A 24,882-nucleotide genomic window follows, 5' to 3' on the forward strand; every position below is an offset into this window, starting at 1 on the left:
CATGGTTAAACAAACTCAGCTACAAGTAGAAGCGATCCGTAACGGCAGCGTGATTGACCACATCCCTGCTCACCTTGGTATCAAAATCCTTAAACTGTTTAAGCTACACAAGACAGAACAGCGCATCACTATGGGCTTAAACCTGCCATCATCGGCACTTGGCCATAAAGATCTAATCAAGATTGAGAACATCTTCCTGACCAAGGAACAAGCCAACCAATTGGCTCTTTATGCTCCGCAGGCAACGGTCAATCAGATTGAAGAGTATAAAGTGGTTAATAAGCTAACCCTTGTGCTGCCAGAGCAAATCCACAGTGTCTACTCTTGCCCGAATAGCAACTGTATTTCGCACGGTGAACCTGTCGAAAGCAGCTTTAAAGTGCAGCTAAAACAGGAAAACGTGCAGCTAAAATGTCACTACTGTGAAAAAGTATTCTCTCGCGAGATCATGAGTGAAATTCGCTAACCCTTAGCGCCATTATCACGGTCTCCAAAGCACCCTAATACCGATGGATATTTATGCCAAACTTGGAATAAATATCCATTTAACAAAAGAATAAAACTCCAAAATAAAAGCAATTAACTAGAATTTTATTTGGTGATCCCCTTCAAAAAGATAACTATCCTTTAGTGGTAGACTCAATGGGTAGACGATCATACATCACGCATACCTTCCCTCTTTATTTCGGGATTCATCGGTAAGCCCTATTTAACAATCGTACTCTACGGCTTTGGGAGTACGCTCGGCGCTATGGACAAGCGATAACCACATGTTGACCTTAAGGAGTTGTTCATGAACCCAATCACTGAGCACGGTTGCTTGTATTCAGCTGAAGATAAAACACTGACTGCAGCGTGCAAACGCTTACTACAACAACAAAGCTTCTCGACCCAAAATCAACTGCGAGAGAAACTCGTCGATATTGGCTATACCGGTATCAGCCAATCGACCGTATCTCGTATTTTGTCACAGCTTGGTGTTGTCAAAATTCAGAATGCTTGCGGTAAAAAGGTTTACTGCATCACGGTTGAAAGTGCACCGGTTCGTGTCGATGCATCCATCTCATCGCAAATCGAATTCATCACTCATAACCAAGCGATGGTCATCGTAAAAACTCATCCAGGTTGTGCTCAATTAGTCGCAAGATTAGTCGATATCGACCCACATACTGAGATTATCGGCACCGTTGGCGGTAATGATACCGTGCTTATTATTCCAAAAGATACGATGAATATTGATGCTTGCGAACAAGTAGTAAAAGCACGCTTGGGTGTAGCTTAAATGTCTCTTTTACAAAGGCAAGTCACTCAAGTTGAATTGCAGCTCCCCACTCGATTACCCAATAAAATCGCTATCCCGCCTTAGGGGATATTTGTTTGCCGATGAAACTAATAGCAAACTATTACGGTCTGATTGAGTTAAGATACCTTCAACTCCATTTTGATGACTAAATAGTATGCGACGACTTGCCACATTACTTTTTGTTTGTGTTTCCCTATTCACCCAGCCTGCGTGGGCGCTATTTGGGAACGACAACGCCGAGCCAAGCTTCGGAGGCAATAACAATGGTTTTGTCCCTGTAGACCAAGCTTTCCCTTTCAATTACTACCAGCAAGACGACAAAGTCCTTCTCGACTGGCAAGTAAAAGAGGGCTACTACCTCTATCAACATAGCCTCTCGTTCACCGGGCAAAATCTCGCTATCGGTAATGTTGAATTAGAAGATGGTAAGCCGCACCAAGATGAATTCTTCGGTGAGGTGAGCATTTATACTCAGCCGTTATTCGTGCAAGTTCCTCTGCAGAGTTACCAAGATGGCTCACAGCTGATCGTTAAGTATCAAGGCTGTGCGGACGCAGGGTTCTGCTACCCACCAGAGACTCGTATCATCGACATTGAACCTTTCACAGCAACAGGTTCTGCTAATTCGCAAGGTAGTGACTCACAAGCTTCATCTTCTGCTGGCAACGAAACCGATGTTTCTACGCAACCAACATCTCCGAAAGCAGACGTTGTAAGTAACACGACTCAACAGCCAAATGCCCCTGTTTCAAAAGAAGCAGGCTTAGCCGATAAGCTCGGTGACAGTTGGTGGACCCCTCTATTATTCTTAGCACTCGGTGTTGGTTTAGCCTTTACGCCGTGTGTGCTGCCTATGTATCCGATTCTAACGGGTATCGTTTTAGGTGGTGGCAAACTCAGCCAAGGTCGCGCGCTGATGCTGTCCTTTATTTACGTGCAAGGCATGGCGTTAACCTACACCTTATTAGGTTTAGTGGTTGCTTCAGCAGGCATGCAATTCCAAGCCGCTATGCAGCACCCTTACGTGCTGATCGCGCTGAGTGTTCTGTTCGTGGCGTTAGCAATGTCGATGTTTGGCGTTTATAACCTGCAACTGCCAAGCAGCATCCAAACTTGGCTCAACAACCAAAGCAACAAGCAGCAAGGTGGCAATACCTTGGGCGTATTCGCAATGGGCGCTATCTCTGGCTTGGTGTGTTCACCTTGTACCACGGCGCCATTGTCAGGCGCACTGCTGTATGTGGCTCAGAGTGGTGACCTATTTACCGGTGCAATTGCTCTGTACGCGTTGGCTATGGGTATGGGTATCCCACTGATTTTAGTGGCAGTGTTTGGTAATAAGCTATTGCCTAAAGCGGGCAGCTGGATGAACAAGGTGAAGATCGTATTCGGCTTTATCTTGCTTGCCGCGCCTATCTTCCTGCTAGAGCGCATCATTCCTGAATTGTGGGCAACCGTGCTTTGGTCTGGCCTTGGCTTCATCGCCTTTGGTTGGCTTTACCACAGTAAGAATGCACTGCCATTTGGTGGCTGGAAGCAAAGCGCTGTGGGCATCATTGCGATGCTTGGCCTGTTCGCATCAGCTCAACCTGCGCTCAATTACTGGTTTGCAGAAAAGAGCGTGACGGTAGAACAACACATCCAATTTGCACGCATCAACACGGTTGAAGAACTAGAAATCCAGCTCATCGAAGCGAAGAAACTCGGTAAGCCTGTGATGCTCGACTTCTACGCCGATTGGTGTGTGGCATGTAAAGAATTCGAGAAGTACACCTTCCATCAAGCTGATGTGGAAAACAAGCTTTCTGACTTCGTACTGCTACAAGCCGATGTAACGAGAAACATGCCTCAAGACATTGAACTGCTTAAACAATTACAGGTACTTGGCTTACCTACGATTGAGTTCTGGGATGGTGAGGGTAACCATGTTCCAAATGCTCGTGTAACCGGTTTTATGCCTGCCGATGTATTCTTAAAACACATGCAAAACCACCAGCTATAACGGCAATATTCACTAAAATATAAGCCGAATCGAAAGCCGCACCGCCCCTCCGTAACGAGATGGCAGTGCGGCTTTTTTGCTATTCAGAGTAACGCTTTCTTATTCCGGGGATAAAAGTCGATATGGTTCAGACTTTTAATGCATAGATATTGTCCACATACTCAATCAGGATGATAATAAATATTAACTAAATTGTTAAAAGTATGAACGTCATGGACTCGACCTATACCATCATCATTGCTGATGACCACCCTCTCTTTCGCAACGCCCTGTTTCAGTCAGTTCATATGGCGATCAGTGGTGCGAACCTGCTTGAGGCCGATTCTCTCGATGCCTTACTGACTCTGCTAAAGAAAGAAGGCGAGCCGGATCTATTACTGCTCGACCTGAAAATGCCGGGCGCCAATGGCATGTCAGGCTTAATTCAACTGCGCGCTGAATACCCAGATCTACCGATTGTGGTGGTTTCTGCCAGTGAAGATGCCAGCGTGGTCACTCAGGTGAAGAGCCACGGTGCGTTTGGCTTTATTCCTAAGTCGAGTGATATGCGTGAGTTGGTGAGTGCACTGAATCAAGTGCTGAATGGCGACCCGTTCTTCCCTGAAGGGCTTATCACCAATAATGCAGCGTGTAGCGACCTTGCAGAAAAGATTTCCACACTGACGCCTCAGCAATACAAGGTATTAGGGATGCTTTCTGACGGCTTGCTTAACAAGCAAATCGCGTATGAATTAAATGTTTCGGAAGCGACCATCAAGGCGCATATGACAGCCATCTTCCGTAAACTGGATGTGAAAAACCGAACTCAAGCAGTTATCTTGCTACAAGAAATCCACAATTAAGCTTCGTTTACATCCTCTTCTAAAGTCGTCTTAGGCAAACATAAACCCAGCTTGACGACTTTATGATCATCTATATCTGCAACCACCCAAGTGATGTCATGCCACTCGAAGCTGTCGCCTAATACCGGGTGTGCACCAAGCTCCTGATCAACCAATTGTTTTAGGGTCATTTCTCGCTCTTCTTCCGAGCCAAGTTCAATACCATAACAATCGCTTACCGCAGCGACCGACAACCCAACATCTAAGAAGAAGTCACCAAAGAATCGAGCGGCTTCTTCTGCCAAAGGTGCCTCACTGAAGAGCTCACTTAGGCTATCTAGATCTTTATCTTGACCAAGCACACATAAGATATCGTTCGCCTCTAACACGGTGCTGCCTGATGGGTGAAGCAAGGCATCCTTTCTAAACAGTGCAGTAATTCGCGTTCCTTCCGGCATAGACAAACGCTTTAGTGGTTCGCCCACACACCACTTCTCTTCTTTCAGCTTGTAGACAAACATCTCCCACTCACTAGCAGGGTAAATTTCAATGCCAGTACGAGAAATCGGTGTCGGCGTTGGAGGTAGCGTCACTTGAGCCAATCTCGCGACTTTCATCAAGCTGCCGCCTTGAACAATCAGCGACACCATAACCACGAAGAACGCGATGTTGAAGTAAAGCTGAGCATTAGGCAGGCCAGCCATCATCGGGAACACCGCCAGAATGATCGGTACCGCGCCGCGTAGACCGACCCAAGAAACAAACCAACGTTCCTTGGTGGTAAAGCTTCTGAACGGCAGCAAACCCAACCAAACCGACAGCGGACGAGCAAACAAAATCATACCGAAGGCCAGTGCCAGCGCAGGCAGAGCAATGTCCATCAACGTTGATGGCGTCACCAATAAACCCAATACCAAGAACATCACGATCTGGCTTAGCCACGTCATGCCATCAAGAACATTAAGAATCGAGTGTCGCGAGCGCGTCGGACGATTACCAATGAACAAGCCCACTAGGTAAATCGATAAGATGCCGCTGCCGCCAAGCATGTTAGAGAACGCAAACAGAGCCACGCCCCCACTGAGTACCAGAATGGAATAAAGGCCATCAGCCAATTGTACTCGATTGATTAAGCTCCATAGAACCCAGCCGCCGCCAATACCAACAAGAGTACCGATACCAAACTGCATCGCAAAACTTTGCAGTAGGAAGTTCATTTCCATCTCAGCGTCAGGGTTACCTAACAGCGCAATTAAGGTCACCGTCAGGAAGACCGCCATTGGGTCGTTAGTGCCCGATTCGATCTCTAGGGTTGAGCCAACACGCTCATTGAGACTCTGTCCTTTCAGCAAAGAGAATACCGCTGCCGCATCGGTTGAACCAACAATCGCCCCGACCAAGATGCCCTGCATTAATGACAAGTCAAACAGCCAAGCCGCCATTAATCCGGTTAAGGTTGCTGTACATGCGACACCTATCGTCGCCAGCGAGAGCGAAGGCCAGAAAGCGACCTTGAAGCTCGCCACCTTGGTTCGCATACCGCCATCCAACAGAATCACGGCAAGCGCAAGGTTACTCACCAAGTAGGTCAGTGAGTAATCATCGAAATGAATATTACCGGGTCCATCTTCACCCGCTAACATACCAACGAATAAAAAGATCAAAAGAATCGGAACGCCCAATCGAGAGGACACTTGTGAGAAAAGCACGCTGATGGCGATGAGTACGGCACCAGTCAAGAATAAGTGGTTAATGGTTATTGCGTCCAATTCGTTCCCCCAAAGAATAAAATCCGAGCTTTAAGCCTGTTGATCTTTTGCCACTAGCTTGTTGATCTTCTGCCGTTTAGCAAGGCACGGTCGGTGAAAGTGCCGTTGTTACTATAACAAACTTATGTTTCGCTTCGTGTCATAAGCAGGGCTAAATACCGTTTCTCGGTCATTTAGTTGTTAAATTTTATGACTCGCAGTCTAATTCATCCCTTTTTGTTAGACCTTTGGCTAATTTAACAACATTTTAACATCACATTTTTCTATGATTATGTCTCCTAGCTCCCATATTTCAGTACATTAGCGCTAATACCATCCCGACTAAAGTTGCACAGATCCCTTGACTTATCCTTGCTACATTCTAAATCGTAACATTACGTTAACACGCTATTTTACAAAACGGTTTCACAAAAACAGTTTCTACGAAAACGGAATAAAGGAGAAGGCAATGGCGTTCGAATCTACGGAACATGCTCAAGCCTACTGGAAGGAAAACTTGGGAATTATGGGAACACTGCTCGCGGTCTGGTTTGCGGTGTCTTACGGCGCTGGCATCTTATTTGTGGATGCCCTCAATACCGTTCAGTTTGGCGGGTTCAAGCTAGGATTTTGGTTCGCTCAGCAAGGTTCGATATACACCTTCGTGGCGCTGATATTTATTTACGTTGTCCGCATGAATGCGCTCGACAAAAAATACAACGTACAGGAAGACTAGAGGCTAGAACATGGATATTCAAACTTGGACGTTTATTCTCGTCGGTATTACTTTCGCGGTATATATCGGCATCGCAATCTGGGCTCGTGCAGGGTCTACTAGTGAGTTCTACGTTGCTGGCGGTGGTGTACACCCAGTAGCAAACGGCATGGCGACCGCCGCTGACTGGATGTCGGCAGCATCATTCATCTCAATGGCAGGTATCATCTCATTCGTTGGTTACGACGGTGCGGTTTACCTAATGGGTTGGACAGGTGGTTATGTACTACTTGCGCTATGTTTAGCACCTTACCTACGTAAGTTCGGTCAGTTTACGGTTCCTGATTTCATCGGTGAGCGTTACTACTCGAAAACGGCACGTATGGTAGCGGTATTCTGTGCAATCTTCGTATCGTTTACGTACGTTGCAGGCCAGATGCGTGGTGTGGGCGTTGTATTCTCTCGTTTCCTAGAAGTTGATATTAACCTAGGCATCATCATTGGTATGGGTATTGTGTTCTTCTACGCAGTACTAGGTGGCATGAAAGGCATCACTTATACGCAGGTAGCTCAATTCTGTGTCCTCATTTTCGCCTTCCTTGTTCCAGCAATCTTTACCTCAATCATGATGACAGGTAACCCACTTCCACAAGTTGGTATGGGCTCTACGCTATCAGGCACAGATGTTTACCTTCTTGATAAACTGGATGGACTGACCGAAGAACTCGGATTTACCGCCTATACCGAAGGTAACAAGAGCATGGTAGATGTATTCTTCATCTGTGCGGCTCTAATGGTCGGTACTGCGGGTCTTCCACACGTAATCATTCGTTTCTTCACGGTACCAAAAGTACGTGATGCTCGTATCTCAGCGGGTTGGGCACTACTGTTCATCTCATTGCTATACACAACAGCACCAGGCGTTGCAGCATTCGCTCGTGTAAACATGATCGAAACAATCAACGGCCCTGACATGCAAGGTGTCGCTGCAGCGGACGCACCAAGCTGGTACAAAAACTGGGAAAGCACTGGCCTAGTAGGTTGGGAAGATAAGAACGGCGATGGCAAAATGTTCTACTCGGGCGATGAGCGCAACGAGATGAAGATTAACCGTGACATCATCGTACTGGCTTCTCCAGAGCTAGCGAAACTACCAAACTGGGTTGTAGCACTGCTTGCAGCCGGTGGCCTAGCAGCCGCACTATCAACAGCCGCGGGTCTACTATTGGTCATCTCAACGTCGATTTCACATGACTTGTTGAAGAAAGGCTTCAGACCAAACATGACCGACAAGCAGGAGCTGTTAGCCGCTCGTCTGGCAGCCATGGTCGCGATTGTCGGTGCCGGTTACTTAGGTATTAACCCACCAGGCTTTGTAGCACAGGTAGTAGCGTTTGCCTTCGGCTTAGCCGCAGCATCCTTCTTCCCAGCGATTATCCTAGGTATCTTCTACAAGAAGATGAACAAGGAAGGCGCAATTGCAGGTATGTTGTCAGGTATTGCCTTCACAGCAAGCTACATCATCTACTTCAAGTTCATTAACCCAGCAGCAAGCACACCTGAAAACTGGTGGTTTGGTATCAGCCCAGAAGGCATCGGTACGCTAGGTATGTGTCTAAACTTCGTAGTATCGATTGCTGTAAACAAAGTAACTGCTGAAGTACCACAAGATGTACAAGATATGGTTGAGAACATCCGTTACCCGAAAGGTGCAGGTGAAGCTCACGACCACTAAGCACGACCATTAAACAAAGATGTTTAGCAAAAAATGAATCAGTACTTACATTGTAGGGATTAGGTACTGACTCCAGAAAGCCGATACTTCGTGTATCGGCTTTTTCTTTTTCTGCTCACTTTATAAAAAGATAAACAAAGGGTTGTTTTTAAAATTTTATTTGATAATAATTATCATTAACATCCAATAAAGAGATGCAGATGATGATGAAAGAGCAGCAGGTTCTCTATTCGAGATTTTACAAAGCACAGGATCGCTTTGCTTCATTAGAACAAGTTCAAGGCCATGAGCCGTTTGTAATTCGAGAGTATATCGAGTGTGCACTGACGCTTTCGGCTTACTATGAAAAGCATGCCGCTCAAGAAAACATCTTGTTGTGCGAGCTGTATCTACGCCAAGTTTTCTTTCATTTGATTGAAGCGATTGAGTCTCCTCAGCGCAGTTTCGCCTTTCGTCATATCTGCCTAGACTCTATTCACTCACCACTATTTTATTTGAAGCGCCACTACTGCCAGCAACCTCAAGGCCAAGCGCGTTTTTTGAATCTCAGCCAAACACTACAACAAGTCCAAGCCCCACTTGGCTAACAAGGATAGAACATGACCCTACAATTTCGGATTGAAAAAGACAGCATGGGCGAAGTGAAAGTCCCTGCCGATGCGCTATACCAAGCACAAACTCAGCGTGCAGCGGATAACTTCGCGTTTAGCTCTCACAAGATGCCGACCAGTTTTATTCAAGCACTGGCGTTAATTAAACAGGCAGCGGCAGATACCAATGCTCAGTTAGGTCTACTGGAAGGTGATATTGCCAACGCGATAGCCGAAGCCAGCCAAGAGATCATTGAGGGTAAACACCTCGATCAATTCCCTATCGATGTCTACCAAACCGGTTCAGGTACCAGTTCCAACATGAATGCCAATGAAGTGATTGCTACGCTTGCCTCAAGAAGCTTGCAAGGCGACGTGAACCCCAATGATCACGTCAACATGGGCCAAAGCAGTAACGATGTGGTGCCAACCGCAATTCAAGTGAGCGTTGCTTTGATGGCTGAAAATAAGCTATTACCTGCATTAACTCACCTTTCTGAAGCACTCACCATCAAACAACAGGAACTTGCGGAGGTCGTGAAGACCGGCCGCACTCATCTAATGGATGCGATGCCAATGACCTTTGCTCAAGAGCTAGGTGGTTGGAAATTTCAGATAGAACACGCTAAGCAAGCAATAGAGAACACCCTGCCCGCTATCAAGGCTTTAGCACAAGGTGGTACTGCGGTTGGAACAGGGATCAATGCTGACCCACGCTTTGCCGATAAGTTTGCGAGTAACCTGTCTCAATCGACAAAGATCAGTTTTAGCTCGAGTGAAAACTTCTTTTTTAGCCTCAGCAGTCAAGACGCGATCGTTGCGCTGTCAGGTCAGCTCAAAACGGCAGCAGTTGCGATCATGAAGATCTCAAACGATCTTCGCTGGATGAACTCTGGGCCGTTGGCTGGCTTAGGGGAAATTGAATTACAGGCTCTACAACCAGGCTCATCGATCATGCCTGGCAAGGTAAATCCTGTGATTCCAGAAGCTGCAGCTATGGCGGCGGCGCAAGTCATTGGCAACGACACCACCATTACCGTAGCCGGACAATCAGGTAACTTCCAACTTAATGTGATGCTGCCAGTGATTGCTCATAACGTGTTGGAAAGTATTGAGTTATTGGCAAACAGCTCAGTCGCTTTAGCGGACAAAGCCATCGCGACCTTCACGGTACGCCAAGACAATCTCGATTTGGCACTGTCAAAGAACCCAATCCTAGTGACCGCACTTAACCCTGTGATTGGCTACTTGAAGGCGGCTGATATTGCCAAGAAAGCTTACAAAGAAGGCTTACCAATTCTGGATGTCGCAGAAAGAGAAACCGATCTTAGCCGAGAAGAGCTCAGTAAACTGCTTGATCCAACCACACTGACACAAGGTGGCATTGCTGGTTAGTTATTGAATTAACAAGCGAATCGGCGTTCGCAAAAAAAACAGAGACAAAAAAGGCCTCATCTGAGGCCTTTTCACTATCCGCTCACGAACGTACTAATCCGAGCCTGTTAACCCAAACTAGCTCACTCGATTCAAGACCGCTCTTAACTTAAGTGGCTTCACTGGCTTGGCAATAAAGCGAAAGCTGTTGGCCTTTATCGCTGCCAACATGTCATCGGTTCTATCGGCACTAATGATGACCCCTTCAAAAGAGTCTCCGAGGCGCAAGCGACACTGCTGCAGGACTTCGAGACCCGTTCTGCCATTATCTAAACGGTAATCAGAGAAAATCACATCAGGTAGCCAACCCTCATCTAGGCACTGCAAGCTTTCGACCAAATCAACCGCCGTCTTAACCTCACAGCCCCAACGTCCGATCAGGTTTTCCATACCGACTAAGATTTCTCGTTCATTATCGACACACAATATCTTGAGATGTTCGATGTCGCTGGTCGCCATTGGCGTCGAAGCTTGCACAACTGGAGCCACTTTTTCCGCTCTAGCTAAAGTGATGGAAAAGACACTGCCTTGCCCCGGCCATGAGCGCATCGAAATTTGATGGCCAAGCACATGAGCAATACCTTTCGAGATTGCTAACCCTAACCCCAATCCTTGATCGGCTCGTACTTGGCTGCCACGAGTAAACTCTTCAAAGATTTCTTGTTGCTTGTCTTCATCGATACCGGTTCCATTATCCCACACATCAATTCGAACCTGTCCATTGACTCTTCTCGCACCCAGTACCACTTTCCCTTCCGGGTTGTAGCGGAACGCATTGGTCAAAAAGTTCTGAATCACACGCCTCAACAGCTTAGGGTCTGAATGAATGAACAATGACGACGGAATCATCTTAAACTCAATTTTCTGTTGTCTCGCTAGAGCGCTAAATTCCGCGTTCAAATTGGTTAATACGTCATGCACGGCAATCGCGTGAATGTTGGTTTCTAACTTTCCGGACTCCAATCGAGAGATATCTAGCAAGTCACCAATCAAATCTTCTGCGGCGCCAAGTGCACTCTCGATGTGAGATGACAATTGCTTCACCTCTTGCTCTTTTGCCACCTCAGACAGTGACGAAGCAAATAGACGTGCGGCATTGAGCGGCTGCATCAAATCGTGGCTTACCGCGGCTAGAAAACGACTCTTAGATTGTGATTCTTGATCCGAAATCTGCGTGGCTTTTACCAAGCGATGATTCAGTTTTTCGAGCTCTTGAGTTCGCTCATGCACTCTCGATTCCAAGCTTTCATTGGCATCTTTTAGCGCTTGCTCTGCTTGTCGGAATACCGTGATGTCGGTAAAGCTCATCACAAAACCACCACTTGGCATTGGGTTACCTTGCACCTCAATCACTCGGCCATCAGGACGAATACGAGAAGAGGTGTGTCGAGTGCCTTGCTCAAGGTGATAAACACGGCGGCGAACGTGATCTTCCGGGTCACCTGGGCCACACAACCCTTGCTCGGCATTATGACGAATCACGTCTGAAATGGGTCGCCCAACCTGAATCAAACCCGCAGGGAATTCAAACAATTCTAGGTAACGCTGATTCCATGCAACCAGCCTCATTTGTTTGTCGATTACTGCGATGCCTTGGCCAATATGTTCAATCGCGCCTTGCAGTAAACCGCGACTGAAGTCGTACAGCTCCGAGGCTTCATCAACGATGGTCGCGACTTCTTCAAGCTGCATGTTTCTTCCCTGCAAAGCAGAAGTAAGTACTAACTTAGCAGATGAAGCACCGAATACACCGGCGAGCACGCGCTCTGCGTGTCGAATCAGACTCGCAGGCGCTTGTTGATTAGGAAGCAGCGGCTGCCCGTGTTGTTGCCAATAGCTGTGTAAAGCACTTTTCGCACGCTTACGGCCCACAAAACGCGACGCCAGCATCTCTAATTCAGCGACCGTCACTCGGTTCTGGTAAAGGCTGATATTCTCGTTTTCAGGCAGCGGCGTGCCAACAAATGCTGCTGATTGTAAGCGCTCACTTAGGCTTGGGCGAGTCGTCATCGAAACCACGGCATAGCACAAGGTATTAAGTACAATACTCAGCACAATGCCCCAGTTTGAACTGCTGATATTCCAGCTACTGAGCAGTTCTGGCGGCGTGATAATCCACAGTAAAAGGTTACTTTCACTGTCGCCAGCCAACATGCTGGTTTGGCTCATCAAGGTAATCAGCCAAATCAACGAGCCCACCATTAAGCCGACATACACGCCCTTGCGGTTACCCGGGCGCCAGTACAAACCACCAATAAGTGCTGGCGCGAATTGAGCAATCGCAGCAAAGGAAAGAAAGCCAATCGCTGACAGTGAATGGATGGTATCGAGCGCCTGATAAAACAGCCAAGCACCCAGTAACAGCAGTAAAATTAGCCCGCGGCGAATCACCAATAGCAGGCCAGAAAAGTGTCGATGGGTTCTTTGAGTTAGGCGCATACGGCGCAGTAACAATGGCATCACTAAATCATTCGACACCATGATCGCCAAGGCGATGGTCGACACTATCACCATGCCACTTGCCGCAGACGTACCACCAAGGAAAGCCAGCAAGGCAATGTGATTAGCGCCTTCTGACATTGGCACACTGATCACATAGGTATCCGCTGGCATACCAGTAAGTAGTCCTTGTCCTGCCCAAGCAATTGGCAGCACGAACAGTCCCATCAAAATCAGGTAAAGCGGAAACAACCAACGAGCGGTATGCAGGTCTTGAGGACGTTCGTTCTCTACCACCATGGTATGGAACTGGCGTGGCAGACAGACAATCGCCAACATGGTTAAAACGGTATGAATAATTAAGGTCGGAATATTGGGTGATTCGTAGGTGGAAGCCGCCACATCAAGCAAGTCGATCTTGTCGCTGCTCATCGCCAGATACATGATGAATAGGCCAACGATCAGGAATGCCGCGAGCTTAACGATGGATTCAAACGCCACCGCCATCATCATGCCACGGTGATGCTCTGTGTTATCAATGTGTCTTGTACCAAACAGCATGGTAAAAATAGCCAAAGCACCGACCACAAACCAAGACACATGATAGTCCTGATAACCGAAGTCAGCCGCTAGGTTGGGCGCAACAATATCCAACCCCATGGTAATACCACGCAGTTGCAGAGCGATATAAGGAAGGATACCGACCACGGCGATAACCGTCACCGCCACAGCTAAGCCCTGAGATTTCCCGTAACGAGCCGCGATAAAGTCGGCAATGGAGGTGATGTGCTCCCGCTTCGCAATCAGGATCAGCCGCGCCAAGATCCGCCAGCCTAGTGTAAAGACCAGAATCGGGGCGAGATAAATGGGTAAAAAAGACCAAGGGTTATTGCTCGCCTGCCCGACAGTTCCATAGAAGGTCCAAGAGGTACAATACACGGCAATCGAAAGGCTATAGATCCACGGACGCCAACGCGATAGCCAACGAACCTGCCTGTCTCCATACCAAGCGATCAGAAATAACACGCCCAAGTAGGCTAAAGAGACTGGAATTACTATCCATCCTTGCATTGAAAACCCTTTTTCATCCATAAAAAAACCTCTCCATAAGGGAGAGGTTTCATTTAACTAAGGATGGGTGATTAACTCAATCGCATCGCTTAAATTCTGTGCTTTAGACTCTAATTATCAGCATTTGCTGTGAGATTCTGACTGTTCCGAATCTGATTGATTAATCTCAACCACTGAACTTCTTTCATCCAACTTAATGAACAGAGCAAGTGCACCCATTGCAGCCATGCCCCAGAAGATATTTGCGCCCCAAAGCTCATAACCCCAACCACTTAAGGTGGTCATCAGTGCAATAAAGGCACCTAATGGAATCGCGTTATACAGGGCTTGTAGCGCAACCATCTTGTTTTGTTCTTCAGATTGGATGTATTGAATCGCGGCGATGTGTGCCATGGCAAATGTCACACCGTGCAGCAACTGCACCATCACCAGTGCAAAAATCGCCGTGGTTGATGCGGTTATACCCCAACGCGCCATCACCCCAATAGCCGCGACGACAAACAAAGTACGCAGTGACCAGCCTGAGAATAATCGCTTACTCAGAGCAAATACGGCCACTTCAGCAACAACACCTAAACTCCACAAATAACCGATGATAGCTTCTGAGTGACCCGCTTCTTTCCAATAAATCGCACTAAAACTGTAGTAAGCCGCATGACTACCTTGCAGCAGCGCCATCAAGGCTAAAAACTTTACCACTGACGACTCACGCAGCAGTTCACCTAGTTTTGGTCGCGCCGCTTGTTGCTCAGATTGTGTTACTGGCATCACATTGGGGTTTCTCATCGCAAGAATCAATGACAGCAACACACCGGCAAGCGCAGTATACAAAATCATGTCAGTGCCGAATTGTGCCACCAAATAGCCAACAACCGTTGAACCTGCGATAAAGGCAATTGATCCCCAAAGACGAGTTCGGCCGTAGTCGAGCATTTTCAAACGACTGTAATGGTTAGCCATCGCATCAGAAAGAGGAATGATCGGCCCACAACAGAGGTTAAACAGTACCGTTGCCAACAACATCAGTATAAAGCTGCCACCGGTGAAGAAGTGGAAACCGACAAACAGCAGCGCAGCGAAACTCAAACAGCGTAGCGCTGGCATCAAGTGTTCCACTTTATGGATACGCGGCGTAATCACTAAGTTGGCCACACAACGAGTCGCAAAGCCGATACCAATCAATACGCCAATATCACCAGCAGACACGCCTTGGTCTTCAAACCACAACGCCCAAAATGGCAAATACACGCCATACGCAAAAAAGAAACCAAGAAAATACTGAGAGATCCAGCCATAGGGTGAAGGGCTAAACATAAATGACCTATAAAGTGTGCGGAAAAAGGCAGCACCAATTATGCCTATCTCGCATACGATGAAAAAGGGAATTATTACTGGGATAGTATTCCCATATTCAATGGGTCTGGATATCGCATTTCAACAAGAGATTTCACGCTCATCAATACTCATACTCGCATTTAGACTAAAGTCGTCTGGAGCTTCGCTGGTATTTTGTCAGACTGATTAAAGACTCCCATTTCTTCTTGTGATGCTTATGCCTGACAAATTTAATATGCAGCACCCGCCCTTCGATAGCCTGTCCGACGCCGAACAGTTGAAGCTTCGCTCTTCATTAGACGTGGTGTATTACCGCTCTCAAGAAGTGATACTGGAAGCTGAAAGGCCGAGCCGACACCTGCATATTTTGATCAAAGGAGCTGTTGAAGAGCGCGCGAGCAGTGATGGTGAGATTTACGCACACTATGCCAATGACGATATTTTTGATGTCCGCAGCCAGTTTGAACCCCACACCAAACACCAATATATCGCACTCGAAGATACATTAAGTTATCTGCTGCCCACCGATATTTTTCTTGAGCTTTACCACGCCAATGGCCAATTCGCTGCCTACTTTGATAGCAACCTATCAACACGAAAAGCTTTGATAGAAGCCGCCCAGCAGCAACAGAATCTTGCCGAGTTTATATTAACCAAAGTGGATGACTCTATCTATCACCCACCACTGATACTTGAACCAAACCAACCGATCAACCAAGTCACTCAAACCCTTAAAGAACAAGGGTTAGACTCGGCCCTAGTCCATTTGGAACATAATGATCCAAAAGCTTTTGGATCATCATGTTCCTTGCCGTATGGAATCGTCACTCGAACCAATTTATTGCATGCTGTGATGCTCGATAATTTCACACTGGATGCGCCTGTCGGTGAGATCGCAACGTTTCCGGTGATGCACGTGAACCAAGGCGATTTCTTATTTAACGCCATGATTACCATGACCAGAAATCGAGTAAAAAGGTTGATGGTTTGTGATGGTAAAAATGCGGTCGGCATGGTGGATATGACACAGATTCTCAGTGCATTCTCCACACACTCCCACGTTCTTACTTTGCGTATTGCGCGCGCCACCAGCGTTGAAGAATTGGCAATGGCATCCAACAAACAACGTCAACTGGTCGAGAGCTTGCTCAGTAATGGGATTCGCACACGCTTTATCATGGAGCTGATTTCTGCGGTCAACGAACAGATCATAGAGAAGGCTTTTGAGTTGGTGATCCCACCTGCACTGCATAATCATTGCTGCCTAATCGTGTTGGGTTCTGAGGGGCGTGGAGAGCAAATTCTCAAAACCGATCAAGACAACGCTCTGATTATTCAAGATGGTTTGGAATGGCATCAATGCCAAAGTGCCATGAACGACCTCACCCATACCCTTCAACAATTGGGTTACCCACTGTGCCCGGGCAACGTAATGGTCAACAATCCGAAATGGGTGCATTCAGAACAAGAGTGGAAACAAACCCTCACCCATTGGGTAAAAAAAGCCACGCCAGACACCGTGATGGATATCGCGATCATGGCAGATGCACACGCAGTAGCGGGGAATAGAGAGTTATTAAAACCTGTAAAGCAGCACCTCAGTGATTTAATGCTCGGACAAGAATTGATTCTGACGGAGTTCTGCCGCCCGGCGCTGAACTTCTCAGTTCCCCTGACCCTGTTTGGTAATGTGAAGCAATCTAAGTCCGGACTCGATATCAAACAAGGCGGTATTTTCCCTATCGTGCATGGTGTGAGAGCGCTTTGCCTAGAACATGGTGTCACGGTCAACAACACCTTCGAACGCATTGAGCAGCTGGTCAGCAAGAAAGTATTAGAGCAAAGTACTGCCGATAATCTCAGTGAAGCACTCAAGCAATTCTTTAAGTGGCGCTTAGCCCAAAGGCTTTCTCAGCAGCACAGCAGCAACAAGATTAACGTCAAACTGATGGAACGAGCAGACAGGGATCTGCTTCGTCATAGCCTGCACGTGGTGAAGAAATTCAAGCAATGGCTCGGCTACCACTATCAGATACGGGATTAGGCATTGAACGATGAATAGGTTGGTTCGCTATTACTGGCATCACAAGCTCAAAGGCTCCCTCTATCAGCCTCTGTTTACTGCGCCTATTGATCATGAATATGTATCGCTCGATTGTGAAACCACCAGCCTAGATCCCAATCAGGCAGAATTAGTTACCATTGCCGCGACCAAGATCATCGGTAACCGAATCATTACCAGCCAACCTTTTGAAGTCCGGTTGCGCGCCCCCCAATCGCTCGATTGCAATTCAATAAAAATCCACCGTATCCGTCATCAAGATCTAAAGCACGGCATCGAAGAAAAACAGGCTTTAATCGAGCTACTGAACTTCATTGGAAATCGTCCTTTAGTCGGCTATCACATCCGCTATGATAAAAAAATTCTCGACCGCGCCTGTTTAAAACAGCTTGGATTTCCACTGCCTAACCGATTAGTCGAAGTGAGCCAACTCTATCAAGACAAACTCGAAAGACAGCTGCCCAATGCCTATTTTGATCTCAGTATGGACGCCATCTGTCGCCAACTCGATTTACCTATCCCGGTCAATAAACATGATGCATTACAAGACGCTATCTCCGCTGCGCTGATCTTTGTGCGCCTGAAACATGGTGACCTTCCCCGTTTCAACTCTTCTTATTCTTAATTCAACCACTGGCGCTTCACATAGAGAGCAACATCTCAAAATTGAACTTAACTCGCTATTTTGTAAGTGAAAAGCAGCGTCTCATCCTAAAGTCTAATTGTGGAAATCGCCGTCCTAGCCGAGAGTGATAACACAAAGACGGTTCTGTAATAGACCTAGAAACTGAACACAAAGGAAGTTGCCAGTTCATTAGGAATGTAGGCACAAGGAGAGATGCAATGAGTGAAGCCCACGTTTATCCGGTAAAAGAAAATATTAAATCAACCACACACGCGGATAATGACACTTACCTAGCCATGTACCAGCAATCTGTTTCTGACCCTGAAGGCTTTTGGGGTGAACACGGAAAAATCGTTGATTGGATCAAACCTTTCACACAAGTAAAAAACACCTCTTTCGATCCTGGCCACATTGATATTCGCTGGTTTGAAGATGGCACGCTTAACGTTTCGGCTAACTGTATCGACCGCCACCTTGCTGAGCGCGGTGATGAAGTCGCTATCATCTGGGAAGGCGATGACCCGGCAGATGATAAAACTCTAACTTTTAATGAACTGCATAAAGAAGTGTGCCTGTTTTCGAATGCTCTAAAAGAGCAAGGCGTGCGCAAAGGTGATGTGGTTTGTTTATACATGCCAATGGTGCCAGAAGCGGCAGTAGCCATGCTGGCGTGTACCCGTATCGGTGCGGTTCACACAGTCGTATTTGGTGGTTTCTCACCAGAAGCACTGTCTGGTCGTATTATCGATTCAAATTCTAAAGTCGTTATCACTGCCGATGAAGGCGTGCGTGGCGGCCGTGCTGTTCCACTGAAAAAGAATGTCGATGAAGCACTGACGAACCCTGAAGTGAAAAACATCGAGAAGGTTGTTGTATTCAAACGCACTGGCGGTGATGTGGCATGGCACGAACATCGCGATGTGTGGTGGCACGATGCTATTGCTAATGTATCTGCAGATTGCCCACCAGAAGAGATGAACGCAGAAGATCCACTATTCATCCTTTATACGTCAGGCTCAACAGGTAAACCTAAAGGCGTTATGCACACCACAGGTGGCTACCTTGTTTATGCTGCGATGACCTTCAAATACGTATTCGATTACCAAGAAGGCGAGACTTTCTGGTGTACAGCCGATGTGGGTTGGATTACCGGTCACACATATCTTGTTTACGGACCGCTTGCTAATGGCGCAAAAACGATTCTGTTTGAAGGCGTGCCAAATTACCCGAACACCAGCCGCATGAGCGAAGTGGTCGATAAGCACCAAGTTAATATTCTTTATACGGCGCCAACGGCTATTCGTGCATTGATGGCGAAAGGCAATGAAGCCGTTGAAGGTACTTCTCGTGACAGCCTAAGAATCATGGGCTCAGTGGGTGAACCTATCAACCCAGAGGCGTGGGAGTGGTACTACAAAACAATCGGTAATGAGCAATCTCCAATTGTTGATACATGGTGGCAAACAGAAACGGGCGGTATCTTGATTGCACCGCTACCAGGCGCAACAGATCTGAAACCGGGCTCTGCAACTCGTCCATTCTTCGGTGTGCAACCGGCACTGGTTGATAACATGGGTAACATCATTGAGGGTGCAACAGACGGCAACCTAGTGATTCTTGACTCTTGGCCAGGCCAAATGCGTACCGTTCATGGCGATCATGACCGCTTCGAACAGACTTACTTCTCGACCTTTAAAGGCATGTACTTCACCAGTGACGGCGCTCGTCGTGATGAAGACGGTTACTACTGGATTACGGGGCGTGTCGATGATGTACTTAACGTATCAGGTCACCGTATGGGTACTGCTGAGATTGAATCGGCTCTAGTCGCGTTCGATAAGATTGCAGAAGCCGCGATTGTGGGCATCCCTCATGATATTAAAGGCCAAGCGATTTACGCTTACATCACGCTGAATGATGGTGAGTTCCCAACCGCAGAGCTTCATAAAGAAGTAAAAGACTGGGTACGTAAAGAGATTGGCCCAATTGCAACGCCAGATGTACTGCACTGGACCGACTCTCTACCAAAAACTCGTTCGGGTAAAATCATGCGTCGTATCCTGCGTAAAATCGCGACTGGCGATACAGGTAACCTAGGTGATACCTCGACACTGGCCGACCCAAGTGTGGTTGATAAGCTGATTGCCGAGAAAGCAGAACTGGCATAAGCAACCAGTCACAGCAGCTAATCACTGTTTAAAACAGCACTTTCTAAACCGTCACCTATGTGGCGGTTTTTTTTATGGCTGATCTTGATCTCAAATATCCCGCCCCAAATTAAGGCTAAGACGCTTTTTTGTTAAGTTGGTAACAATTCCAAGCTGTATCAATAGGAGATTAGACCAGTAAATTGCTGCGATTTGCGCTGAATTAGCTATAATCTGGTTCTAATTTTTAAATTTGGGTTTTTCTCACTGGAAATTAACCGCAAATTTTCAATAAAATGGCAACATTCACGTTCGTAAACACGATAAAGGAAGATAGCCCCACGATGTCTACAAAGTTTCGCATTCTAGTTTTAAATGGCCCAAACCTTAACCTGTTAGGCCTTAGAGAGCCCGCACACTACGGTTCTCAAACACTTGACCAGATTATTAGCTCACTGACCGAGCAAGCGAAAGCACACGATGTTGAGCTATCTCACTTACAGTCAAATCGTGAGTACGAACTGATTGAAGCTATCCATAGTGCTTATCAAAATGTTGATTTTATTATTATCAACCCAGCAGCCTTTACACATACCAGTGTGGCACTGCGTGATGCACTACTTGGCGTTGCCATACCATTTATTGAGGTTCATCTATCGAATGTTCACGCGCGTGAACCATTCCGTCACCACTCTTACCTATCTGATAAAGCAGAAGGTGTGATTTGTGGCTTAGGTGCCCAAGGTTATCAATTTGCTTTGACCGCTGCGCTCAGCAAGCTCAACTCAAAGTAAACATAAACAACGAACTATTACTAACCTACTCAGTCATAGAGTAAGTTCAATTAACAGATAAAGAGAAAGAAACAATGGATATTCGCAAAATCAAAAAGCTAATCGAATTGGTTGAAGAGTCTGGTATTTCTGAGCTAGAAATCTCTGAAGGTGAAGAGTCAGTACGAATCAGTCGTAACAGCACTGCACCTGTAGCACCTGTTCAATATGCAGCTGCTCCAGCACCTGTAGCGGCAGCAGCTCCTGCGGCGGCACCTGTAGCAGCAGAAGCAGCAGCTCCTGCAGTTCCAGCTGGTCACCAAGTTCTTTCTCCAATGGTTGGTACTTTCTACGGCGCTCCAAGCCCAGACGCAAAACCATTCGTTAAAGTTGGTCAATCTGTAACTGCTGGCGAAACGCTATGTATCGTTGAAGCAATGAAAATGATGAACCAAATCGAAGCTGATAAATCTGGTGTTGTAACAGCTATCCTAGTTGAAGACGGTCAACCAGTAGAATTCGACCAAGCTCTAGTAATTATCGAATAATAGAGAGCACTCATTATGTTAGATAAATTAGTAATCGCGAACCGTGGTGAGATTGCACTACGTATTCTGCGTGCATGTAAAGAGCTTGGCATTAAAACGGTAGCGGTTCACTCAACTGCTGACCGTGACCTTAAGCACGTACTGCTTGCAGACGAAACCATTTGTATCGGTCCAGCTCGTGGTATCGATAGCTACCTAAACATCCCTCGTATCATCAGCGCAGCTGAAGTTACAGGTGCAGTAGCTGTTCACCCTGGCTACGGCTTCCTATCTGAAAATGCAGACTTTGCAGAACAGGTAGAGCGCAGTGGCTTTATCTTCGTTGGCCCTAAAGCTGAAACCATTCGCATGATGGGTGACAAAGTGTCAGCTATCACGTCAATGAAGAAAGCTGGCGTACCTTGTGTACCAGGTTCTGACGGCCCTCTTGACGACGACGAAGCAAAAAACAAAGCGCACGCTAAACGCATTGGCTTCCCAGTTATCATCAAGGCATCTGGCGGCGGCGGCGGTCGTGGTATGCGTGTTGTTCGTTCTGAAGCAGAATTAACAGAAGCTATCGCGATGACTCGTGCTGAAGCAAAAGCATGTTTCAACAACGACATGGTTTACATGGAGAAATTCCTAGAAAACCCACGTCACATTGAAGTACAAGTGCTTGCAGATGGCCAAGGTAATGCTATCCACCTAGGTGAGCGTGACTGTTCAATGCAACGTCGTCACCAGAAAGTTGTGGAAGAAGCGCCAGCTCCAGGTATCACTGAAGAGATGCGTAAGTACATTGGCGAACGTTGTACTCGTGCATGTATTGAGATCGGTTACCGCGGTGCAGGTACATTTGAATTCCTATACGAGAACGGTGAATTCTACTTCATCGAAATGAACACTCGTATCCAGGTTGAACACACGATTACTGAAATGGTAACGGGTATCGACCTAGTGAAAGAACAGCTACGTATTGCAGCTGGTCAGCCTCTATCATTCACTCAGGATGACATTAAGCTGCGTGGCCACTCAATCGAATGTCGTATCAATGCTGAAGATCCAGTTCGTTTCCTACCTTCACCAGGTAAGATTGAACGTTTCCACGCACCAGGCGGCATGGGCGTACGTTGGGAATCTCACATCTACACGGGTTACACAGTGCCACCACACTACGATTCAATGATTGGTAAGCTGATCACTTACGGTGAGAACCGTGATGTTGCTATCGCTCGTATGAAGAACGCATTGGGTGAAATGATTGTTGAAGGTATTAACGTTAATACTGAGCTTCAACTGTCTATTATGAACGACGAAAACTTCCAACACGGTGGTGCAAACATCCACTACCTTGAGAAGAAACTTGGTTTGTCATAATCCGTTCGTTTAAGAACAGTCAAAATGCTCACTTCGGTGAGCATTTTTGTTTTTGAACCGCCGAAAAAATCAATCTTTAATCCCCATTATATTCCGTGGGGTTTTGGTGAATTTGCTCATATTTTCTGCTAGACTCGCCATCCAATTTTTCTCATATAGAAGATGCAGCCATGCCTTGGATTCAAATCAAGCTTAATGCTACCAATGAAAATGCCGAACAAATCGGCGACATGTTAATGGAAGAGACTGGTGCTCTTTCTGTAACTTTCCTGGATGCACAAGATACCCCTGTATTTGAGCCTCTGCCAGGCGAAACTCGCCTTTGGGGTGATACTGACATTCTCGCGCTTTACGACGCTGAGACTGATACTGGTGTCGTTCTAGCGCAGATTAAAGCAAGCAACATGTTCCCTGCAGACTTTGCTCATAAAGTAGAGCAAATTGAAGACAAGGATTGGGAGCGTGAATGGATGGACAACTTCCACCCAATGAAGTTTGGTGAGCGTTTATGGATCTGCCCTAGCTGGCGCGATATCCCTGAACCTGACGCTGTTAACGTAATGCTAGACCCTGGCCTTGCATTTGGTACAGGTACTCACCCGACAACGGCATTGTGTCTTGAGTGGCTTGAAGGCTTAGACCTTGCAGGCAAAACCGTGATCGACTTCGGTTGTGGCTCAGGCATCCTAGCGATCGCTGCGATCAAACTAGGCGCAGCAAAAGTTATCGGGATCGACATTGATCCTCAAGCTCTGCTTGCATCAAAAGACAACGCACAACGCAATGGCGTTGCTGAGCAACTAGAGGTGTTCTTGCCACAAGATCAACCGGAAGGTTTGCTAGCAGACGTTGTTGTTGCCAACATTCTTGCGGGTCCATTACGCGACCTTTCTGGCATCATCAAGGGCCTAGTTAAGCCAAATGGTGTACTTGCGATGTCGGGTGTTTTAGATACACAAGCAGAAGATGTTGCCACTTATTATCGTGATGAGCTTCACATTGATCCGATCATCGAACAACAAGAATGGTGTCGAATCTCAGGTCGCAAGCAAGGCTAGACAAGACTTTGGGCGCTAATTGACTGAAATTTAAACAAATTACAAAAACAAATTGTAAATGCTCAAATATTAGTCTTTTCACGCAGCGAAAAAATGCGTAAAATGCGCGCCCTTGCTGGTACAGAACTGTGATGACATTTTTGAAAATCGGAAATTATCAACTTAAGAACAATCTAATCGTCGCTCCTATGGCTGGCGTAACGGATAGACCATTCCGTGAGTTGTGTCTTCGCTACGGTGCGGGGATGGCAGTCAGTGAAATGATGTCCTCCAATCCGAAAGTTTGGAAAACGTCAAAGTCTCAGCAGCGTATGGTACATGAAGGCGAATCGGGCATTCGTTCAGTACAAATCGCTGGTGCAGATCCACAGCTTATGGCCGAGGCTGCTCAATTTAATGTCGATAACGGTGCGCAAATCATCGATATCAACATGGGTTGTCCAGCCAAAAAAGTGAATAAGAAGCTTGCGGGCTCAGCCTTACTGCAGCATCCAGAACTCATTGAAGACATTCTGAAAGCGGTGGTAAATGCTGTCGACGTTCCAGTAACGTTGAAAACGCGCACAGGCTGGGATACAGACAATAGAAACTGTGTCCAAATCGCGAAAATAGCCGAAGACTGCGGCATACAAGCTCTTGCGCTCCATGGAAGAACTCGCGCTTGTATGTACAAAGGTGAGGCAGAATACAAACACATTAAAGCAGCGAAACAAGCAGTATCTATTCCGGTTATCGCTAACGGTGATATCGATAGTCCGGAAAAAGCGAAGTTTGTGCTGGAGTACACCGGCGCTGATGCTTTAATGATAGGTCGACCTGCCCAAGGACGTCCTTGGATTTTTAACGAAATCCTACACTATTTGGAAAACGGCACCACGATGGACCCACTCCCGATTTCGGAAGTGAAAGACATCATGCTTGGTCATGTGCACGCTCTACATGAATTTTATGGAGAGTTTTTAGGCCCTCGCATCGCTCGTAAGCATGTGGGTTGGTATCTAAAAGAACATGAACAAGCGAGTGAGTTTCGCCGTACCTTCAACGCATTCGAAGCAGGTGATCTGCAGCTTGAAGCGCTAGAAGGTTTTTTTGATAACGTTGCACCATAATTACGAGA

19 protein-coding genes are annotated in these 24,882 nt (G+C 46.8%); 16 read left to right on the forward strand and 3 right to left on the reverse strand.

The window, feature by feature from the left end:
* Position 1 precedes the first annotated feature (1 nt).
* The 4 genes from pyrI (at position 2) to AB6E54_RS15405 (ending at position 4,147) form a co-directional block, all read left to right on the forward strand.
* Entirely contained in the window at positions 2–466 is a 465-nt protein-coding gene (pyrI, locus tag AB6E54_RS15390; protein WP_017062720.1) for an aspartate carbamoyltransferase regulatory subunit, read from the forward strand.
* A 327-nt stretch (positions 467–793) separates the two neighbouring features.
* On the forward strand, positions 794–1,282 hold the full coding sequence (locus AB6E54_RS15395) for an arginine repressor (RefSeq protein WP_017063664.1): 489 nt from the start codon (positions 794–796) through the stop codon (positions 1,280–1,282).
* A gap of 175 nt (positions 1,283–1,457) precedes the next feature.
* Positions 1,458–3,305, forward strand: a complete 1,848-nt coding sequence (locus tag AB6E54_RS15400; RefSeq protein WP_102333892.1) for a protein-disulfide reductase DsbD — start codon at positions 1,458–1,460, stop codon at positions 3,303–3,305.
* Between the two features lie 212 nt (positions 3,306–3,517).
* Positions 3,518–4,147 carry a response regulator transcription factor gene (locus AB6E54_RS15405; protein WP_102333893.1) on the forward strand — a complete coding sequence of 210 codons (630 nt, stop codon included), beginning with the start codon at positions 3,518–3,520 and terminating at the stop codon, positions 4,145–4,147.
* On the opposite strand, the gene AB6E54_RS15410 is transcribed toward AB6E54_RS15405, so the two are convergent.
* The gene (locus AB6E54_RS15410) at positions 4,144–5,895 is read right to left on the reverse strand and encodes a potassium/proton antiporter (RefSeq protein WP_102333894.1); all 1,752 of its coding nucleotides are present in this window, start codon (positions 5,893–5,895) and stop codon (positions 4,144–4,146) included. The two genes, AB6E54_RS15405 and AB6E54_RS15410, sit on opposite strands and share 4 nt — an antisense overlap.
* A gap of 448 nt (positions 5,896–6,343) precedes the next feature.
* Between AB6E54_RS15410 and AB6E54_RS15415 the strand changes: the two genes are divergently transcribed.
* The 4 genes from AB6E54_RS15415 to AB6E54_RS15430 all read left to right on the forward strand — a co-directional run bounded on the left by AB6E54_RS15415 (position 6,344) and on the right by AB6E54_RS15430 (position 10,309).
* Entirely contained in the window at positions 6,344–6,610 is a 267-nt protein-coding gene (locus AB6E54_RS15415) for a DUF4212 domain-containing protein (RefSeq protein WP_010435433.1), read from the forward strand.
* A gap of 10 nt (positions 6,611–6,620) precedes the next feature.
* Positions 6,621–8,324: a sodium:solute symporter family protein gene (locus AB6E54_RS15420; RefSeq protein WP_017062715.1), complete on the forward strand. Its 1,704-nt coding sequence runs from the start codon at positions 6,621–6,623 to the stop codon at positions 8,322–8,324.
* A gap of 200 nt (positions 8,325–8,524) precedes the next feature.
* The gene (locus tag AB6E54_RS15425; RefSeq protein WP_017062714.1) at positions 8,525–8,911 is read left to right on the forward strand and encodes a hypothetical protein; all 387 of its coding nucleotides are present in this window, start codon (positions 8,525–8,527) and stop codon (positions 8,909–8,911) included.
* Between the two features lie 12 nt (positions 8,912–8,923).
* The gene (locus AB6E54_RS15430) at positions 8,924–10,309 is read left to right on the forward strand and encodes a lyase family protein (RefSeq protein WP_017062713.1); all 1,386 of its coding nucleotides are present in this window, start codon (positions 8,924–8,926) and stop codon (positions 10,307–10,309) included.
* Positions 10,310–10,426: 117 nt separating this feature from the next.
* On the opposite strand, the gene AB6E54_RS15435 is transcribed toward AB6E54_RS15430, so the two are convergent.
* Entirely contained in the window at positions 10,427–13,858 is a 3,432-nt protein-coding gene (locus AB6E54_RS15435; RefSeq protein ID WP_136974344.1) for a PAS domain-containing hybrid sensor histidine kinase/response regulator, read from the reverse strand.
* Positions 13,859–13,975: 117 nt separating this feature from the next.
* Positions 13,976–15,172 carry a 3-phenylpropionate MFS transporter gene (locus AB6E54_RS15440; RefSeq protein ID WP_017062710.1) on the reverse strand — a complete coding sequence of 399 codons (1,197 nt, stop codon included), beginning with the start codon at positions 15,170–15,172 and terminating at the stop codon, positions 13,976–13,978.
* Between the two features lie 232 nt (positions 15,173–15,404).
* Between AB6E54_RS15440 and AB6E54_RS15445 the strand changes: the two genes are divergently transcribed.
* From AB6E54_RS15445 to dusB, 8 genes are all read left to right on the forward strand, one after another.
* Positions 15,405–17,237, forward strand: a complete 1,833-nt coding sequence (locus AB6E54_RS15445; RefSeq protein ID WP_017071170.1) for a DUF294 nucleotidyltransferase-like domain-containing protein — start codon at positions 15,405–15,407, stop codon at positions 17,235–17,237.
* Positions 17,238–17,247: 10 nt separating this feature from the next.
* Entirely contained in the window at positions 17,248–17,880 is a 633-nt protein-coding gene (locus tag AB6E54_RS15450) for a 3'-5' exonuclease (protein ID WP_017062708.1), read from the forward strand.
* A gap of 218 nt (positions 17,881–18,098) precedes the next feature.
* Positions 18,099–20,048 (forward strand): acetate--CoA ligase, encoded by a 1,950-nt coding sequence (acs, locus tag AB6E54_RS15455; RefSeq protein WP_009844693.1) that lies wholly within the window; start codon positions 18,099–18,101, stop codon positions 20,046–20,048.
* 323 nt (positions 20,049–20,371) lie between these two features.
* Positions 20,372–20,821 (forward strand): type II 3-dehydroquinate dehydratase, encoded by a 450-nt coding sequence (gene aroQ / locus AB6E54_RS15460; protein ID WP_010435475.1) that lies wholly within the window; start codon positions 20,372–20,374, stop codon positions 20,819–20,821.
* 74 nt (positions 20,822–20,895) lie between these two features.
* Positions 20,896–21,348: an acetyl-CoA carboxylase biotin carboxyl carrier protein gene (gene accB, locus AB6E54_RS15465; protein WP_017062707.1), complete on the forward strand. Its 453-nt coding sequence runs from the start codon at positions 20,896–20,898 to the stop codon at positions 21,346–21,348.
* A 15-nt stretch (positions 21,349–21,363) separates the two neighbouring features.
* Positions 21,364–22,707 (forward strand): acetyl-CoA carboxylase biotin carboxylase subunit, encoded by a 1,344-nt coding sequence (gene accC, locus AB6E54_RS15470; protein WP_017062706.1) that lies wholly within the window; start codon positions 21,364–21,366, stop codon positions 22,705–22,707.
* A gap of 170 nt (positions 22,708–22,877) precedes the next feature.
* Positions 22,878–23,765, forward strand: a complete 888-nt coding sequence (gene prmA / locus AB6E54_RS15475) for a 50S ribosomal protein L11 methyltransferase (RefSeq protein ID WP_017055901.1) — start codon at positions 22,878–22,880, stop codon at positions 23,763–23,765.
* Between the two features lie 140 nt (positions 23,766–23,905).
* Positions 23,906–24,874: a tRNA dihydrouridine synthase DusB gene (gene dusB / locus AB6E54_RS15480; protein WP_032546269.1), complete on the forward strand. Its 969-nt coding sequence runs from the start codon at positions 23,906–23,908 to the stop codon at positions 24,872–24,874.
* Positions 24,875–24,882: the final 8 nt, after the last annotated feature.

The organism is Vibrio sp. 10N.247.311.49, from assembly GCF_041467655.1.
GTDB lineage: Bacteria > Pseudomonadota > Gammaproteobacteria > Enterobacterales > Vibrionaceae > Vibrio > Vibrio crassostreae_C.